A 17,031-nucleotide genomic window follows, 5' to 3' on the forward strand; every position below is an offset into this window, starting at 1 on the left:
AAATACTGCCCTACTATCCATAAAATCCATCTCATAACTCACTAAACATGATGTATGTAACGAGATATAGACAAAATAAATAACCCCTTTTAATCTATATCTCGTCCTGATTAAGTTAGCTAAGATAATATGAAATAAATGACTATATTCAGCATTTCACCGCATGTCCACCATCAAAGAAATAGAGCCACCGGTGATCAACCTTACGTCCCAAAATATCCTCAATCGCGCGGCTATATAACTCTAGCTGGAAACGATAGTTTGCAGTCAAATCGTCTAACCCTTTTACATCATTCCAGACACGATCTGTTTTATAATCTAGCAGCACAAGTTTGCCATCCACCTCATAGAGGCAGTCTATAATGCCTTGTACTAATACTGTCTCATCTACTAGTGATGCCTGAAGTCCTTCCCCTTCATCTACGGTCTGCATCCCTTCATGTGGCGTTATATCATGCAACCACTCAGCAGGAGAATGATGTGCTGGCAGTCCGTAAATAAATGGAATCTCCCGTTTCACCCAATCTGCGCGCATAAGTTCCAATCCAGGCTCAGTCTCAAAAAAAGCAACGAGCTGCGTAGCATCAATGACCTCTGCCTGATGAGGCAGTAGAATTTGCAGTTGCAACAATCGTGCAAGCGTATTATCCACAACCTCAACATTGATCCCTGTTCCATCCATAGGAAGATGCTGCATCAATGTATGGTACACCGTTCCTCGTTCTGCACCTGTTAGCTTCTTCTCTTCCATGAATTTAGGACGACGCAGGTGCAATTTGAAGGACGAATCTGGATCATGGCTTCTACGATTGTCAGGCTGTACTACTGGATTCAACTTCTCATCGGGCGCATCATCTGTAAGCAAAGTGTTACTTTCGAGCCGTCTTGCCATCTCTTCCATCACCTGTAGCGGCTGATATTCCTGCTTGGCGAGCAATGTCTTGAGCTCAGAAACGGATGTACTTGCTGCAACCTGCGTTGCCGCTGTGTGTGGATATGCCCAGGATAATCGTTGATGGACTTGCTCCATAAGCGCGACATCTGCTTGCCCATCTTCAGTAACTTCATCACCGTCACCGTTAACTTGCTGAGCTATTTCTAACACATCAACAGCTCCATCGCTTCTTTCTTCAGAAGTGCGTAACTGAACAGGCTGTAAGGCTTGCAACGCAGCAATTCGTTCTTTTCGAACTTCTGGCATTGCTTCTTCCTCGCCCTTCGGATGCCCAAGAACCATATCCCGTGAAACCTGATCTGCAGAAATCACGGTGATGTTCCAGCGCGACTCGTCATCCATTAAGCAAGATGAATAGGAATCACTTCCTCCAGCCAATTCACGCAGGGAAGCCGCTGCTGGGTGACGAATAAGGGACGGGCCAATCCAGTCCAAATAATTCCGTCCTGCTGCAAGTAAGTAGTCTGGCAATAAAAGCTCCGGACTGTCCTTCACTTGAGACCAGGCGGCTGCCTTTTTGGCAACATCCTTCACTGTCCCAATGAGGATCATTTTTTCTTTTGGACGAGTAAGTGCCACATACAGCACCCTCATCTCCTCAGCTAACAACTCAAACTGAGCCCGGCGTCGGATCGCCAGATTTGCGAGTGTCGGATACGCAACCCGATTCTCTTGATCCACAAACCTTGGGCCAAACCCAAGTTCCTTATGCATGAGAAAGGGTGCATTCAGATCTTGCTGATTGAACATTTTGGATATCCCCGCCACAAAGACTACCGGGAATTCCAATCCTTTGCTTCGATGAATGGTCATAATTTTTACTGCGTTGTCTTGCTCAGCAGAACCACCAACCGTTCCTAAATCTCCACCATTCTCACGCAGTCTGGAGACATAGGTCAAAAAGCGGAACAAACCACGATTGGCCGTCGCTTCCTCATATTGTCGTGCGCGGTCGTATAACGCTTTGAGATTGCTTTGTCGTTGCATGCCGCCAGGAAGACCGCCTACCCAGTCCAAGTAACCCGTCTCTCGGTAGATCCGCCAGATTAATTCACTCAGACTGCCTTGACGAGCTTCCAATCGCCATTGCTTCAATTGACGTGCAAACTGAACCAATTTCTGCTGCAATGTTACATCCTCATCAGGCTGCACAGAATTGTTTTCATCACTTACAAGATCAACCAATCCTGCCCAATGAGCCGCATCTACATCACTGCTTGCTGGTTGCAGGTCATCTATACGATCTACTTCAGCAGTAACTGCCGTCTCTCGCCGTGCTTCCTCCAGCTCTGTCCAAGCTTCAGGCCAATTCATCTGAACAACTTGAGCATCTTCACTTACTTGCTTGTATTGCTCATTCGAGTTACGGTCATGCAATGGATGATCTAGTTCTCCTGTAGCGAGGATTACTGCATCATAGAAGGATTGACCTTTATTACCAAGACGAATCTGTGCCAATTCCTCTTCGTCCAGACCCACAATCGGTGACCGAAGTACCGCAGCAAGAGGAATGTCCTGCCTAGGATTATCAACAATCTGAAGCAGGGACAACATGACCTCCACTTCTATAGCCTGAAAATATCCTTTGCTCTGCTCACCACCGGCAGGAATACCCTGTTGTCTAAACTCTTCAATCATGAGCGGTGCCCACATTAGAGCAGAACGCAGCAAAATGACAATGTCACCGTACCTTGCCGGTCGCATCGTTTTTAGTGCTTTATCATACACTTGCAGCGCAGGTTGATCTGCGTCGCCCACGATCTCTCGAATACGTTTAGCCATTGCACGTGCTTCCAGTTGAGCCGTCTCTAACTCAGCGCTCTCCAGTTCAGCAGTAGCCAGTGTATCTCCTTGCTCATCCGTGCTTTCAGACAGTTCAGAACCACCGCCTTGTCGATCAATTAATATGACCTCAGGGGTATATGCTTCGTCTTGTAAAGTCTCTGAGGGAAACGATGCTCCATAAGCAAGTTGGGCTCGTTCATCATACGCAATCTCCGCCACACCTTCGTTCATAATCTGTCGGAAGAGCATATTGACCGAATGAACGACTTCTTCACGGCTTCGAAAGTTACGTGCAAGATCAATACGTCTGCCAGTGCGCTCGTTGGAGCCTTCTACCTGATCCAGTTCAGCGCTCGAAGCATATTGACGATATTTATTAAGAAATAGTCCCGGCTCAGCCAAACGAAAACGGTAAATGCTCTGTTTCACATCACCAACCATAAATCGGTTGCCGGGATTCTCTCTGGAAATGAGTCTTACGATATCTTCCTGCACCGTATTCGTATCCTGATATTCATCCAATAACACTTCATCAAAACGTGCACGGAATTCCATCGCCGCATCTGAAGGCATGGACACAGCTGGCGTAGAATCCTCATGACGCAAAATTTGAAGACAGTAATGTTCCAGATCACTAAAATCGACCTGTCCACGTTCCTGCTTCGCCTGTTGGTATCGTCCTCCAAACTCACTAACGAGTTTAGACAACTCGTGCATAAGTGGTGCGGCTTGCTCTAATTCCTGCCAGAATGAAAAAGCAGTTCTCCCGAACAATGATCCTTTCAGATCCGTTACTGCTTTTTTGGCTGCTTCGCGCAGCTCCTTAACTTGCTCTTGAAGCCCCGGGTCTGTCTGATCTTTCTTACAAGGTTTGAGCTTGCCAAATGCAGCTAATTGGAACACGTCTGGCAACTTGTCCCATGGCATGATCTGCACAGCAGAACGAAGCTCCTCCACCATCGCCAGATCTTCCTTAAGCGTATCCGCATAAGGTGCCGGCCCTTCTGGCTGCATTGCAATCTCAATCCCTTGGCGCAACACTCCGGCAGCGCCGCTGAGCGTAAGTGAAGCATCTCGTAAAATACTCTGTACCCAAACCGTGCGACCAAGTGCCTCTACACTCTCCACCTGAAAAGCTGACGCCATTTCTGCCAGCCAGTGATCTGGCCAAGAATGACTGCGAGAGAAATCATACAGCCGTTGTACGAGCCGATGCATTGCATCATCGTTCCGCTCACCACTGAACCAATCCACTAATTTGCGGAATGTACTGCCTTCATCCTGCTCACCATACTTTTCTTCAAAAAGCTGTTCTAGCAGTTCCTGCCGCATCATTTCAGCTTCGTTTCCGTTCAATATCCGGAAGGCGGGATTCAGCGGAATCTGTTGATAATAACGGCGAATCACTTCCATACAGAATGAATGAAGTGTCGTGATAGACGCACGCCCAAGCAGTGAAAGCTGCTTACGTAGATGCTCCTCCCCAGGCTGATCTTCCAGCGCACGTTCCAATGCTTCCCGTATACGCTGCTTCATCTCGGCTGCGGCAGCTTTCGTAAATGTGGCCACCAGCAAACGATCTACGCTGAATCCCTGAGAAGGGTCGGCAATTTTACGAATAATCCGTTCGACCAGTACAGCCGTTTTACCCGATCCTGCAGCCGCGGCAACTAGAATGTCTTCTCCGCTCTGAGAGATCGCACTCCACTGGTCATCACTCCAGAAACTACCTTCTGGTTTTGGCATATTCGTCATAACGTTTCCCCTCCCTTGTTGTGGGATAACAACTCCCATATTTGCTGTTTGCCTGGTCTCGATAAGAGATTATATTCATTACCTTCTATATTCTCATCAAACTGACAGACTGGTTTATACGGACAGAAAGTACATGCTACTTCCTGCTGGATACGATAAGGCTCGATGCCCACGTCCCCGTCCGTAATCCGTGTACCAATCTCTTGAATATTACTTCGTACTGTTGCAAGCAGCGTATCCCATTGCTCAGGCGTAGCTACAGCCGCACTGCTGTAAAAACTACCATCTGCTTTCAGTGCAACCGGAATGATCGCAGAATAACCTTTTTCCAAGGTATGATCCATTTGAGCGATGTTATCTCGATCTGCGAGCAATAGTCCTTTCATTTTGAAACGTTTCAGCAGCTCTTGTCCTGCCTGCTCCGAGGTCATGCCATTAGAGGATTGCAGTAGCGGATTATGCACATGGAAATATAGCGTACCCCAGGCATCGCAGACTCGCCAAGCCATTCCTCAGCCGAACTCAACAACACTTCCAGATACGTAAGCATCTGTAGTGACAGACCATAATAAACTTCGTGTAGCTTGAGATCCGTCTGGCTTGACTTATAGTCAATGACTCGTAGCAAAAGTCCATTTTCCCCTTCAGCCACATCTACACGGTCAATTCGACCAACAATCTCCATCACACAACCATTTTCTAGCTCAAAACGTAGCGGCGGCAACGGCTTGCCTGGTCCAAAATCAAGCTCCAGCCCAATCGGTTCATAACTGCCCCGTCTAGACTGTTCTCCCAAAATAACGGAAGCTCTGCTGACTATCTCCTTCAACTTGCGGAAAATATAACCGTACCGTTTGGTGCTAAGCAAAATTTCTCCTTGAAGCTGTGGAGCGATCTGTTCTACCGTCTGCTCTGCCTCTTGTCGGCATTGCTCTGGAGATAAACTCCCCCAGCTACGATTTTCTTCACGTAAGCGCATCGCCAACTGACTGAGTGCAGCATGAAATAATTGTCCGATGTCTGGTGCTTGAAGACGGTAAAGCTGGCGATCCTTCAATCGTAATCCATGAGAAGCAAAGTGAGAGAAAGGGCATGCTACAAAACGTTCCATCCGGGAGACACTTGTGCGAACTTCCGTACCATACAATCTCCGACTAGTGGATGTACGAAGTGGTAACGCCCGATTGCGATAAAAGACAGATCCCAGTAATCTCTCTAATAGCGGTTTGCTGCTTTCTTGCGAAGCATGCCAGTTGTACACCGCCCACCATAATTCTGGAATGTCTTCACCCCGGCGCCATCTGCGCAATTGTCCAATTAACGTAGATAAGCTCTGTTCAGGATGACGAACATAGGCCCAATGATTCTGTGAAGCTACTGATCCCTGAGGTTCCGTAAGAAGAGGCTGTTCCTGTTTGCCAAACATGTTCCGTACATGTCGTACAATTTCCGAAGGAAGCAGCGACTTCCCTTCATCATCCGCTACAGGATAACTTAACCACAGCTGGTCACTAGCTGATGTTAAGGCTGTATAGATTAGAAAACGCTCGTCCAACATTTGTCTGGTCACACCAGGTCCCAGAGGCAAACCTCTTTCTGTTAATAAAAGCCGTTCCTGCTCAGTCAATACACCATCCTCTTGAGGTACAGCCGGAAGTTCTCCATCCACCGCCCCAAGAATAAATACATACTTGATATCCTGCAGGCGCGTCCGATCCATTGAACCAACGAGCACCTGATCCAGTGCAGGTGGAACCAGACCCAATTTAAGTTCCGTTAGTCCAGTCTCGATCAATCCAGCAAACAAATCCAAATCCAGTCGCTCGGCTCCCATCATATCGACCATCTGATCCAGCAGATCCAGAACGGCTCCCCACATTTGCCGATGCTCGCGCGAACGTTCCGGATCACCTTGAGCGGTAGCCTCTGTAGACATCGTCTCCAGCTTCCACGGAATCTCGGCATCTTCAAGCAACGTGTATAATGCAGCGCACTGTTCCTTGGCTGTCTTCGCCTTGCTCATTCGTTTCTCAAAAGCACCCATGGGATCTGTAATAACCGTACGGCACTTTTCCATCAACGATAACATTTGTTCACGTCCGCGGCTCCGATTGTCCTGACCGTTGTCCTCCAGCGACAAGCTAGGCACATACTTCCAAGGCTTGCCGTCAGTCCAGCGGTATCCGTGAATACCACAAGCCAGGATGTAATTTTCGAGTTGATCCATGTCCTCACGACTCACTGAACCATCACGAGGCAGAAGCAGGTCTGTTTTGACACAACGAAATACATCTTCGTAGCGCCAGCGACGACGAACAACATCCAGTGCCGAACGAATAAACTCTGCGAGCGGATGATGCAGCTCACTTCGTCTACGGTCCAAGAAGACAGGGATGTTATAATCTCGGAACAATGGCTCGGCAATATCTGCATAAGCATCTAACTGACGAACCAACACAGCCATCTCGCGGTAACGAGCACCCTCATCCTGAGCCAAACGTCTCATTTCCCGCAGTGCACCTTCAAGTTCCGCACGACGATTCTCAGCTGCATACAACTTAATGCCAGAATTGCGCCCCTCACTTCTCCAGCGAACTCTACGATCGAATCCAGCTTCCAAATGCGCTAATCCTGGACTACCTTCATATCTTGGAGCAACCTCTGGCTGAAGAATCAACGTTTCGCTCGGCACGCCTAAATCATCAGCCATACCTTTGAGGCGTGCATAAGCACTCGCTGTAGGATAGAACAGATCTAAATCATTAGGAAGTGCACCATGCTCGTATGGGCGATCTAATGTCAATGCAATCGTAACGTTAGAAGACTGTAACATCAGTCTACTAATCACACTCATTTCCTGCGGGGTAAATCCCTGAAACCCATCTATCCAAATCTGAGCGTCCTGAAGCATCGTGCCTTCAGACAACCGTTCGGTCAATTCACTAAGCGTATCTTCATCATCAATGTAAAGATCCGTTAATTCCTGTTCATAATCACGATATATAAGAAGCAGATCATGGAGCTTGTCTCCCAATATCGGTGCTGACGAAGAGGCATTCCACATGGAAACCCCATCCCCCAGCGATGCAGGATCAAGCTCATAACGTTTAAATTCACCATATAGATTATTCAAATGACTAATAAAGCCTAATTGGCTGCTTGAAGCACCAAATAATTTCAACTCTTCCTTACGCCGTTGCAGTACTTTATAGAGCAGCATCTTCTTACCTTCAGCACCAATGGGAATACGCGCCGAACCACCAGCCTCCTGCATGACGCGGTAGGCTAGTCTTCGGAAACCAAGCACTTCAGCGCGCATCGATCCTCTGATCATGCCAGAAGAGACGAGTGCTTGCTCTGTACGGAATGAACTCTGTTCAGGTACTAGTAAAATAAGCGGATTCCCCTGTGGCTCCTGTTGAAGCAGGGTAGTAATTTCCCGAGTAACCAGGGCACTCTTGCCACTGCCTGCCCGGCCAATAACGAAGCGTACGGACATGTCTAATCCTCCAAATCATCACGAACAAGATTTTAATTCCCAGTATAACATACCTGACTCGGTTCGGAACATACGTTTGCCACTATTCGGCAGCATCGGAAACATCTCCATAAGCATAAAAAAGGCCTACAGCTAAATAACTGCAGACCTCCAACTTAATGTTGATATGGTTGTTGATGTTTTTTGATTGGTCGTTTACATGCTCGTGTGACTGACTACATTACTTTGTTTTACTACGAACCTCGAAGATCGCAAATTTCAGGTAATGTCCTTCATCTACACCTAAAATCTGTGGATGATCCTTGCCTGCTGCCTTCCAATCAATAAGGCGAAGTACTTTGCCCGCATCTTCAGCCGCATCTGCGATTGTTTCAAGGAAAAGGTCTGGACGCATGTGATATGAACAGCTTGCCGTTACAAGATATCCACCCTCATTGACCAGCTTCATACCATGAAGATTAATATCCTTGTATCCACGGCATGCACCTTTGACTGCTGATTTCGTTTTGGCAAATGCCGGTGGGTCGAGGATTACGACGTCGAATGACTTACCTCCACCAGCAGCGAGAGCTTTGGATGTATCTACTTTTTGCTCGCCTGCACGTGCACGTACATTGCGTTCTTCCAGACCTTTAACCTGTTCACGCAGGTACTGGAACGCATCTGCTACGACAAATTCAACTCGATCTGTGAATCCGTTCAACTCTACATTCGTTCTAGCACTCTCGATCGCATGCTCTGAAATGTCCAGACACGTTACTTTCTTCGCTCCATACTTGCAAGCATTCAACGTGAAGCTGCCCGTATGAGAGAAACACTCTAGTACCGTCGCACCATCCCAATAAGGGAAAGTTACAACTTTACCACTTTTGTTAACAGGTAACCGTTGCTCACTACCATCCTGCTCCACTTGCTCAAGGCGGATACCGCTTTTGTAACCCCAGCCCTTCATTAAGGGTTCGATGGCCGCACGGTTTTCACGCTGATCGAAGAAATAACCTGTTTTCTGACCTTCCACGATATCTACTTTAATAAGCAAGCCGTTCTCTGTTACGGTCACATGACGTGGGCATTCTCCGTAAAGAGGACCTTTGGTCTGCTCCAAGCCTTCCAGCTCACGAATAGACACATCGCTCCGCTCGTAAATGCCTTCAGGCTGCATCACTTCAATCAGAGCTTGCACAATCGCCTCACGACAACGATCCATTCCCAGTGTCAATAGCTGTACCACAAGTACGCTACCGAAGCGATCAACGATCAACCCAGGTAAAAAGTCTGCCTCACCATAAACCAAGCGATACGCTTCTCCGTCTTGGATGAAACGTTCACGATGGCGTAAGCAATCCTGGAAACGTGCTGTAAAGAACGCCGTGTCCATCTGAGCAAAATCTAACGGTTGGTAGGATACAACCCGCACGGTAATTTGTGATGCAGGATTGTAGTATCCCGTTGCCAGATAGCGACCTTGATGATTCAATACATTGACCAGATCTCCAGGCTCTGGATTTCCGTCAACTGAGGCAATTTCATTGTTAAAGATCCATGGATGTGCATGTTCAAGCCGCTTTTTGCGACTGCGTTCTAGGGTAACCGATGGCAAGGTAAATCCACTTCCTTTTGAGTTAGTTGAAAAGATAGGTTTAGTGCAAAGGAGGCGCTCCGGGGACGGATCGGTCTTTCGATCGCTGTTATCCCCAGATTTTTTGGATTCCCTTTCTCGAAAGGGAAAATCCGGGGATAAAGGCGAACGCTCCGCTTCTTCAGATCCGATTACGTCCCCTCCGCTCCGTTTGCACGAATCTCCGTATCTTTTGAATATGGCGTTACGTAGGGTAGACCCTTTAGGTGTGGCTGTTCCTCTTATCAGTTCCCTTTTTCTAAAAGGGAACTGATAAGAGGAAGGCGCTCGCTTCGCTTATTAAGTACCGTTTCGTCTGCTTCGCTCCGATTGTACGGACCCCGTATCTTTGGAATAGCTGAACCGTAGGCAAACCGGTAAAAGATTACTACCAGCGACTTGATCTTTTGATTTTAACTCTCTGTAATTCCTCATGCTTGTCATGGTTGTCCTTACCGGCTCATAGGATGAAGGTAAGAGCCATGCAGGAAGGAATGAGGTTACGGATGTTCAGAGAAGTTGTGTTTCCTTTATTATATGGGCTTGTTATCTTCTTTACTGGCATGAAGGTCATGGAAATGTCGTTGCAGCGCATGGCTGGACCTATGCTCGCCGGGTGGCTTAATCGCGCCACTTCTGCCCCATGGAAAGGGATGGCTTTCAGCGCAGGCGCAACTGCACTGCTCCAGAGCAGTACCGCAGTTACCGTGCTCACCATTGGTCTTGCCAATACAAGAATCATCACCTATGGGCGCACGCTTGGGATTATTTTAGGTACAAATATCGGCACCTGTTTAACCACTGAGCTTGTTGGATTGCAGATTGGGCGTGCTGCACTACCTCTACTCGTTCTTACCCTGCTTGGCTGGGCTACTTTTGTTGTCCTTGCAGAACGCAATCAGGCGGCTCATGAAGAAACCAAGCGAACGCTTTTTCAGATACAATGCAGTTTTTTGGCAGCCGCAGGATTTGCATTCGTCATGACAGGCATTCAGGTCATGCAATCCATTGCAGTTCCACTTCGAAGCATGGGTGTGTTTCAATGGTTTTTGGATCGCTCCGCGGATAGCCTATGGTGGGGATTTCTTGCAGGAGCCTGTCTGACCGCCCTCATTCACAGCAGTGCAGCCGTCATCAGCATGGCGATAACTCTTGCCGCGACAGGTGTGTTGCCCGTAGAGATTGGCATTGCCATTGTAATTGGATCCAACGTGGGCACGTGCATTACGGCCGTGCTTGCTGCCGCTGGTGGAGCATCCGCAGGCAAATTCGTCGCAGCTGCACACGTCATCTTAAACGTGGCAGGCGCACTATTGTTTATGCCGCTCATTGATCAGCTTCATACAGCTTCTGCTTGGCTCTCTGCGGATCACGGGGCACAGATCGCCCATGCACAGACGTTGTTTAACATCATCTGTTCACTGTTAGCTCTACCCTTATGTTATTTACCAATCTGGCACAAAAAACCACCGGTCTCCGCCCCATCGGCGAAATCACCCGTGGCATAATGCTTCTGAAACGATATAAGTGCGTGTTCAAAAAGGTCGGTTTTCAGTACCGAGAAGATGGCATGAAGATAGAAATGGAGTAGCGGAGCGTAGGCAAAACTACGTGAGCAACGAACATTTCGGCTGAATTTCATCTTCGATGCTGAGATGCCTTCAGGCATCCATCGTAATCAAAAGCAGACTTTTTGAACAACCTCTATAAGTTCAACTAAAGAAAGTTTAGTCGCACCTATATAATCTTATTGATATCCAAAACGTAAAGATCTTGCTCTCGATAATTAAACGTTAATACCCAGTTTGTTCAGTGCGTCACGTAGAATGCTATCATTGTTATCATAGCCGTTACTTTCCTGTCTTGACCATGCTTCCTCAGGTGTATACCAGTCTACACCTTTAATTTCTTCAATCTGAGGCTGCATATCGCCGCTCTCTGCTTCCACTAAATAATAGTGAACTTCCTTGTCTACCGCGCCAAACTCTGCATGTTGGTACGTATAGGCGATAACATCGACAGGTTCAACAATTCGTCCAACCATGCCTGTCTCTTCCAATATCTCGCGCAGCGCTGTCTGCTCAATCGTTTCGCCTGGTTCCATTTTGCCCTTAGCCAATGTGTTTTTCCCGTAACGATCCACAATCAATTGGATCTGCAGTTTACCGTCATCGCCTTTGCGATAAACAACGCCACCTGCTGAAATTTCTTTTTTGTTCATTTTGTTCTCCCCCAGTCACGAATGCTTACGGTCTGTTTACAAATCTTCTTAGCCACTTTATTGCAAAAGAAGGATTTCATCGCCCGGGTACGTTCCCCAAGGAAATGAAATCCTTGTTTTTGTCATCTCGATTACATCGCCGCAGATTTCAGTTGACCGTCCAATACACGAACCAACGTAGCCTGGCTCTCGTTGACACCCGCCTCAGTGAGTTTCACGCGGCATACTTTGCCAATCATATCCTGGGAACCATCGAATATCAATTGAATGTAATTATCGCTGTATCCTTGAAGTTTACCGCTGCCTTCGCGGCCTTTGGCTTCTCCCTCAGGAATAACATCCAATACTTGTCCCACGAATTGCTGTGCATAAGCCAGCTGCATCTGCTCAGATAGATCAATCAATTCATGTACGCGAGCATTTTTCACTTCTTCATCCACCTGATCTTCCATACGTGCTGCTGGTGTTCCGGTACGTTTGGAATAAGGAAATACGTGCATTTCGGAGAAACCAATTTTCTTCATCAGTTCATAACCGTTACGGAACATCTCGTCCGTTTCACCAGGGAATCCTACAATAACATCTGTCGTAATCGCTACATCCGGCATAGCTTCACGAATGCGGAGCATTTTATTGTAGAACTCTTCTGTAGTATATTTACGGCGCATCCGTTTCAACACTGTATCGTCGCCTGCTTGCAGCGGGATATGGAAGTGACGAACCAATTTATCGGAACGCTTGATTACATCCAGCATACGATCATCGATCTGGCTAGCTTCAATGGAGCTAATGCGAATACGTTCCAGACCTTCGACTTTATCCAAATCCCAGAGCAGGTCGGTCAGGTCGTAGTTTTCCATGTCGTCACCATATCCACCAGTGTGGATACCTGTGAGTACGATTTCTTTGTACCCCGCATGCACTAATTGATGCGCCTGTTGAACAATACTGTTTGATTCCCGGCTACGAGACAGACCACGCGACCACGGAATGATACAGAATGTGCAGAAGTTATTACATCCATCCTGAATTTTCAGGAAGGCACGAGTGCGATCAGCAAAATCAGGCACATCCATTTCTTCAAACACACGTGTCTTCATAATGTTACGAACAGCGTTTACCGGCTCACGGGATTCCTGGATTTCTCTAACATACGGCAAAATTTTATCCCGATCTTGTGTTCCGATAACCAGGTCTACTCCTGGAATATCTAGAATCTCGGCAGGAGAGGTCTGAGCGTAACAGCCAGTTACTGCCACAATGGCATCCGGATTCCGACGAATGGCACGACGAATAATTTGACGGCTTTTCTTGTCTCCTGTATTCGTCACTGTACAAGTATTAATTAAGTATACATCGGCCGTCTGTTCATCAAAGTCCACTTGATCGTATCCTTCGTTCTTAAACAGTTGCCAGATTGCTTCTGTATCATAAAAGTTAACTTTGCAGCCTAAGGTGTAAAACGCCACGGATGGCATAATTACATTCCCCCCATTTCTCCAGATTCGTATAAAACACAAGTCAGCGCGGCCATACCAGCCGTCTCTGCACGCAAAATCCGTTTGCCCAGTCCAACCGATACAGCGCCAGCCTGATCCGCTTCCACCGTTTCCTTTTCCGAGAATCCGCCTTCTGGGCCTACAACAATCAACACATTAGCCGAATCATCAGGTGCAAGCTTTTCTACGAACGGTTTTAGCGCATCGCGCAGTTGCTTACCATTTTCTTTTTCATAACAATAGCATACCAGATCATATCCCTCAAAAGAAGACAACAGCCCTTTCCAGGAAAGCGGCTGCTCAATGGACGGAATACGATTGCGATGGCTCTGCTCGGCAGCTTCCTTGGCAATCTTCCCCCACCGCTCTAGTCGTTTGCTTTCCTTCTTGGCATCATATTGCACGATCGTCCGTTCCGAGAGAAAAGGAACAAACGCTACCGCTCCGATCTCAGTACATCGCTGAATGACCGTTTCCATCTTGTCACCTTTAGGCAAGCTTTGAGCTACCGTTACACGAATACGAGCCTCATGGTCCATCTCCAGAGGCTCCACAATATTCGTTGTCACTTCACCAGCTTCTATGCCTTCAATCTCCACCAGAGCTTCTCTGGTACGTCCGTCACTGACAATCAGTTTATCTCCAGGTTTGCCACGCATAACTTTACTGATATGACGCGCATCATCCCCTGTGATTACAACCGAACGCTCTTGGAATTGTTCTTCAGATACAAAATAACGCTGCATAGGTCTGTCCACCATTCTATCCTGTTATGAATGGAATTCACCCTGCTCGCAAGCAGGCGTGAATCCATACGCCACAGATGATCATACAACTTTTATGTCCTTCTGACCAGTATTTCAGTCCAAAACGTTATCATTCGTTTACTAGAATTGCGAGTTCAAAAAGACCTCTAAAATAGACCTCTAATCAAATTTCCAAAATCGTCATACATACTGTATGCCAACATGTATAACGGATTAATCGTTACATCGCGTAACGGAGGTACGATCAGAATAAGCAAGAAAATAAGAATAGACCATTGTTCCACGCCCTGTAGCTTGCGACTAATGGAGGGCGGTAATAACTCTTCCAGAACCCGATAACCGTCCAGCGGTGGTAATGGAATCAGGTTGAATAAAAACAGGAAAAAGTTCGTGAGATTGAACATGAAGAAGAAGGTTGCAATGGCTGTATACAATCGTTCATTTTCAATATTTTGCATAACGCCAGTACCCACAAGCGTAGCAAATACGATGGTTCCTATGATCGCAAGTAACAAATTACTCAAAGGGCCTGCCAAGGAGACAATCAAACTCATTCTGCGCGGATGATCGAAGTTGGCTCGATTCACGGGTACAGGTCGTGCCCAACCAAAACCAGCAATCAGTAGCATTAACACGCCCAACAAATCAAAATGCACAACCGGATTAAGCGTTACTCTCCCTAACAGTTTCGCTGTTGGATCTCCAAATTTATTGGCAAAATACGCATGTGCGAACTCATGCACAGTAAAAGCAATCAAAATTGTTATTAAGAAAAACGGTAACTGATCTAGTGGGTAACGAAAGAGCGAATTTAGAAAATCCATCTGTTACCTCTTCCTAGCTACGTACGCCAGCCAGTCCTCATCACGGTGAACGGCACTAATCTCAAATCCAGCGGCAATGAGTCCATCATGAACTAACTGCTCTTTATTTTTCCAGATACCTGAAGCAATATAAATGCCTCCTGGTTCAAGAGCATTGTACACATCATCCACAAACAGCATAATGATCTCTGCCAGAATATTCGCTACAATGACTTTGACTGGGAGTTTTACACCAAGCGTTGGGTCTTCGCTACCCAAAACAGACAATAGATCACTTTCCTTCACAGTGATGCGATCATCAAGTCCGTTCAGATGTGCATTTTCCTTTGCGCTGGATACAGCAACTGGGTCCAGATCTAAAGCTAGAACATGCTTCGCCCCAAGTTGTACCGCGCCAATGGCCAGAATACCTGAACCTGTTCCGACATCGATGACTTCTTCTCCGCCTTGGATCACCGTTTCCAGTGTACGCAAACAGAGTGAAGTTGTGGGGTGAGTCCCCGTACCAAAGGCCATGCCTGGGTCAAGCTCGATAATTTTTTCGTCAGGGCTTTCTGGGGTGTACTCCTCCCATGTCGGTTTGATCGTCAGACGTTCTGACACACGCACAGGTTTAAAATACTTTTTCCAAGCATCTGCCCAGTCGTTCTCATCAACCGTTCTTGTCTCATAACGCACGTCACCCACATTAATATCGAATTCAGGAAGTTGCTCAATTCTCGGGCGCACTTCTGCCTGTAATGCTTCCATGTCCGTGTCTTCGGAGAAATACCCTTTGATCTCAGCAAAACCTTCAGGGATATCATTTAATGGAAACTCATACCACTCACCATAAGGTGCATCACGCTTTTTATTTAAAGTACCGGACTCTTCAATTGAAACCCCTCCAGCACCTGCTTCATGCAAAAAATTCGAAATCATCTCCACCGCTTCTTCGGTAGTATGTATTGTTAGTTCATGCCATAACATACGTTATTTTTCCTCCTCATTTTTCAAACATCCCCATCATTGTACTACACAAGCGAGTCAGAATACAAAATGCAGTAATTGAGAACAAAAAAACAGGACCTCGTAGCGAAATGCTGGAGCATCCTGTTCTAATGACTTGTTTTACTGCAAAAATTAATAAAAACGTCCACCGTTTCGTGTAATCATCTCGGCAGCCTGTGGAAACGAATCGTTCGTCACCGACACGGTCAATAAAATACCTTGGTGGGGTTGCCCTGTCGATATGGTCTCAGGCATATCATATACCTGACCATTGGATAGCATTTCCGGATCATCGCTAATTAGCGAAAGAACGTTAAGTTCCCCGCTAAATCCACCAATTACCGCCGTGGGAGAGAATTCTCCCTCCTCATCCTGTTTGGCAACCGGTTCATCAGATTGCAGAGGAAGACTCTCAATACGTAATTGATTGGGGTGTAACAGTTCTAGAGCTCTTCGAGCAGACTCTGCATCAGACCAACTCGTAAAGACTGCCTCAATCATTACTGTGGAATGAACGTCTTCACTCATGCAGCTCTCTTCCTTGACGACGATCGGCAGCTTCACTTCGACGCAATGCCTCTACATCATCATGATCAGCTGACTCACTACTAAATTCCACATCTTCATTTTTTGCAGATTGCAATCGTTTCATTTTCTCAGTCTTCGTCAAAATTTTGCCCGGGCGTTCATGTTCTGCCATGTCATCTTCCTCCTTTAGTATCAGTGCTCTATTATGGATGGGGTCTAACTAGATCATGCCACCAGCCTGCTCAATAATGGATAGGGCACGGTGATGTACTGATTCATCTACGACTACAGTGAGCAGAACATCCCTACCTGTTGGGCCTTCTTGTCCACCATCACTCATGCCGCTTGCGGCAGGATCTGCAGCAGCCATAATTCCGGCGGTCACATTCATTCCCATTGCTCCAGGCACCCACGAAGAGTAACTACCAGAAACTCCTGGTGTGTAGGAGGCTCCACTTGGACCTACCCCTGCATAACGGCTGAAACGATTGATCGACAGGTCCTCCACACGTAACGCCTCCAATTTTTTGGCAGCGCCTTCTGCTTGCTCTGGGCTATGGAAGTACGCCAAAATGTTTTTCTCACTCATC

The 17,031-nt window shown here is 46.9% G+C and carries 11 protein-coding genes and 1 pseudogene; 1 reads left to right on the plus strand and 11 read right to left on the minus strand.

Features of this window, described 5'->3' with window-relative positions:
• Positions 1-148: 148 nt before the first annotated feature.
• From addA to DMB88_RS21040, 3 genes and pseudogenes are all read right to left on the minus strand, one after another.
• The gene (addA, locus tag DMB88_RS21030; RefSeq protein ID WP_128102911.1) at positions 149-4,495 is read right to left on the minus strand and encodes a helicase-exonuclease AddAB subunit AddA; all 4,347 of its coding nucleotides are present in this window, start codon (positions 4,493-4,495) and stop codon (positions 149-151) included.
• A pseudogene (gene addB / locus DMB88_RS21035) lies at positions 4,492-7,994 on the minus strand (helicase-exonuclease AddAB subunit AddB). The gene addA and the pseudogene addB overlap by 4 nt, the downstream one beginning before the upstream one ends.
• 220 nt (positions 7,995-8,214) lie before the next feature.
• Positions 8,215-9,594 (minus strand): class I SAM-dependent rRNA methyltransferase, encoded by a 1,380-nt coding sequence (locus DMB88_RS21040; RefSeq protein WP_128102912.1) that lies wholly within the window; start codon positions 9,592-9,594, stop codon positions 8,215-8,217.
• A gap of 524 nt (positions 9,595-10,118) precedes the next feature.
• On the opposite strand from DMB88_RS21040, the gene DMB88_RS21045 reads away from it, so the two are divergent.
• Positions 10,119-11,120 (plus strand): Na/Pi cotransporter family protein, encoded by a 1,002-nt coding sequence (locus DMB88_RS21045; RefSeq protein ID WP_128102913.1) that lies wholly within the window; start codon positions 10,119-10,121, stop codon positions 11,118-11,120.
• 278 nt (positions 11,121-11,398) lie between these two features.
• Here DMB88_RS21045 and DMB88_RS21050 read toward each other — a convergent pair whose 3' ends face one another.
• From DMB88_RS21050 to DMB88_RS21085, 8 genes are all read right to left on the minus strand, one after another.
• Entirely contained in the window at positions 11,399-11,833 is a 435-nt protein-coding gene (locus DMB88_RS21050; protein ID WP_128102914.1) for an NUDIX hydrolase, read from the minus strand.
• A 131-nt stretch (positions 11,834-11,964) separates the two neighbouring features.
• Positions 11,965-13,311 carry a tRNA (N(6)-L-threonylcarbamoyladenosine(37)-C(2))-methylthiotransferase MtaB gene (gene mtaB / locus DMB88_RS21055; protein ID WP_128102915.1) on the minus strand — a complete coding sequence of 449 codons (1,347 nt, stop codon included), beginning with the start codon at positions 13,309-13,311 and terminating at the stop codon, positions 11,965-11,967.
• A 2-nt stretch (positions 13,312-13,313) separates the two neighbouring features.
• Complete coding sequence (locus tag DMB88_RS21060; protein ID WP_128102916.1) at positions 13,314-14,078, minus strand: RsmE family RNA methyltransferase; 765 nt, start codon at positions 14,076-14,078, stop codon at positions 13,314-13,316.
• 167 nt (positions 14,079-14,245) lie between these two features.
• On the minus strand, positions 14,246-14,923 hold the full coding sequence (locus DMB88_RS21065) for a site-2 protease family protein (protein ID WP_128102917.1): 678 nt from the start codon (positions 14,921-14,923) through the stop codon (positions 14,246-14,248).
• Positions 14,924-14,926: 3 nt separating this feature from the next.
• Positions 14,927-15,892 carry a 50S ribosomal protein L11 methyltransferase gene (prmA, locus tag DMB88_RS21070; protein WP_128102918.1) on the minus strand — a complete coding sequence of 322 codons (966 nt, stop codon included), beginning with the start codon at positions 15,890-15,892 and terminating at the stop codon, positions 14,927-14,929.
• A 153-nt stretch (positions 15,893-16,045) separates the two neighbouring features.
• Positions 16,046-16,441 (minus strand): hypothetical protein, encoded by a 396-nt coding sequence (locus DMB88_RS21075; RefSeq protein WP_128102919.1) that lies wholly within the window; start codon positions 16,439-16,441, stop codon positions 16,046-16,048.
• Positions 16,434-16,613, minus strand: a complete 180-nt coding sequence (locus DMB88_RS21080) for a YfhD family protein (RefSeq protein WP_128102920.1) — start codon at positions 16,611-16,613, stop codon at positions 16,434-16,436. The genes DMB88_RS21075 and DMB88_RS21080 overlap by 8 nt, the downstream gene beginning before the upstream one ends.
• Positions 16,614-16,661: 48 nt before the next feature.
• The gene (locus DMB88_RS21085) at positions 16,662-17,030 is read right to left on the minus strand and encodes a hypothetical protein (RefSeq protein ID WP_056695977.1); all 369 of its coding nucleotides are present in this window, start codon (positions 17,028-17,030) and stop codon (positions 16,662-16,664) included.
• Position 17,031 lies beyond the last annotated feature (1 nt).

This window comes from Paenibacillus sp. DCT19 (genome assembly GCF_003268635.1).
In the GTDB taxonomy this organism is placed as follows: domain Bacteria; phylum Bacillota; class Bacilli; order Paenibacillales; family Paenibacillaceae; genus Paenibacillus.

Bases quoted from the DNA above. Each gene is read 5' to 3' on its own strand.
- addA (WP_128102911.1), bottom strand. From the start codon at position 4,495: ATGACGAATATGCCAAAACCAGAAGGTAGTTTCTGGAGTGATGACCAG.
- DMB88_RS21045 (WP_128102913.1), top strand. From the start codon at position 10,119: ATGTTCAGAGAAGTTGTGTTTCCTTTATTATATGGGCTTGTTATCTTC.
- DMB88_RS21050 (WP_128102914.1), bottom strand. From the start codon at position 11,833: ATGAACAAAAAAGAAATTTCAGCAGGTGGCGTTGTTTATCGCAAAGGC.
- mtaB (WP_128102915.1), bottom strand. From the start codon at position 13,311: ATGCCATCCGTGGCGTTTTACACCTTAGGCTGCAAAGTTAACTTTTAT.
- DMB88_RS21060 (WP_128102916.1), bottom strand. From the start codon at position 14,078: ATGCAGCGTTATTTTGTATCTGAAGAACAATTCCAAGAGCGTTCGGTT.
- DMB88_RS21065 (WP_128102917.1), bottom strand. From the start codon at position 14,923: ATGGATTTTCTAAATTCGCTCTTTCGTTACCCACTAGATCAGTTACCG.
- prmA (WP_128102918.1), bottom strand. From the start codon at position 15,892: ATGTTATGGCATGAACTAACAATACATACTACCGAAGAAGCGGTGGAG.
- DMB88_RS21075 (WP_128102919.1), bottom strand. From the start codon at position 16,441: ATGAGTGAAGACGTTCATTCCACAGTAATGATTGAGGCAGTCTTTACG.
- DMB88_RS21080 (WP_128102920.1), bottom strand. From the start codon at position 16,613: ATGGCAGAACATGAACGCCCGGGCAAAATTTTGACGAAGACTGAGAAA.
- DMB88_RS21085 (WP_056695977.1), bottom strand. From the start codon at position 17,030: ATGAGTGAGAAAAACATTTTGGCGTACTTCCATAGCCCAGAGCAAGCA.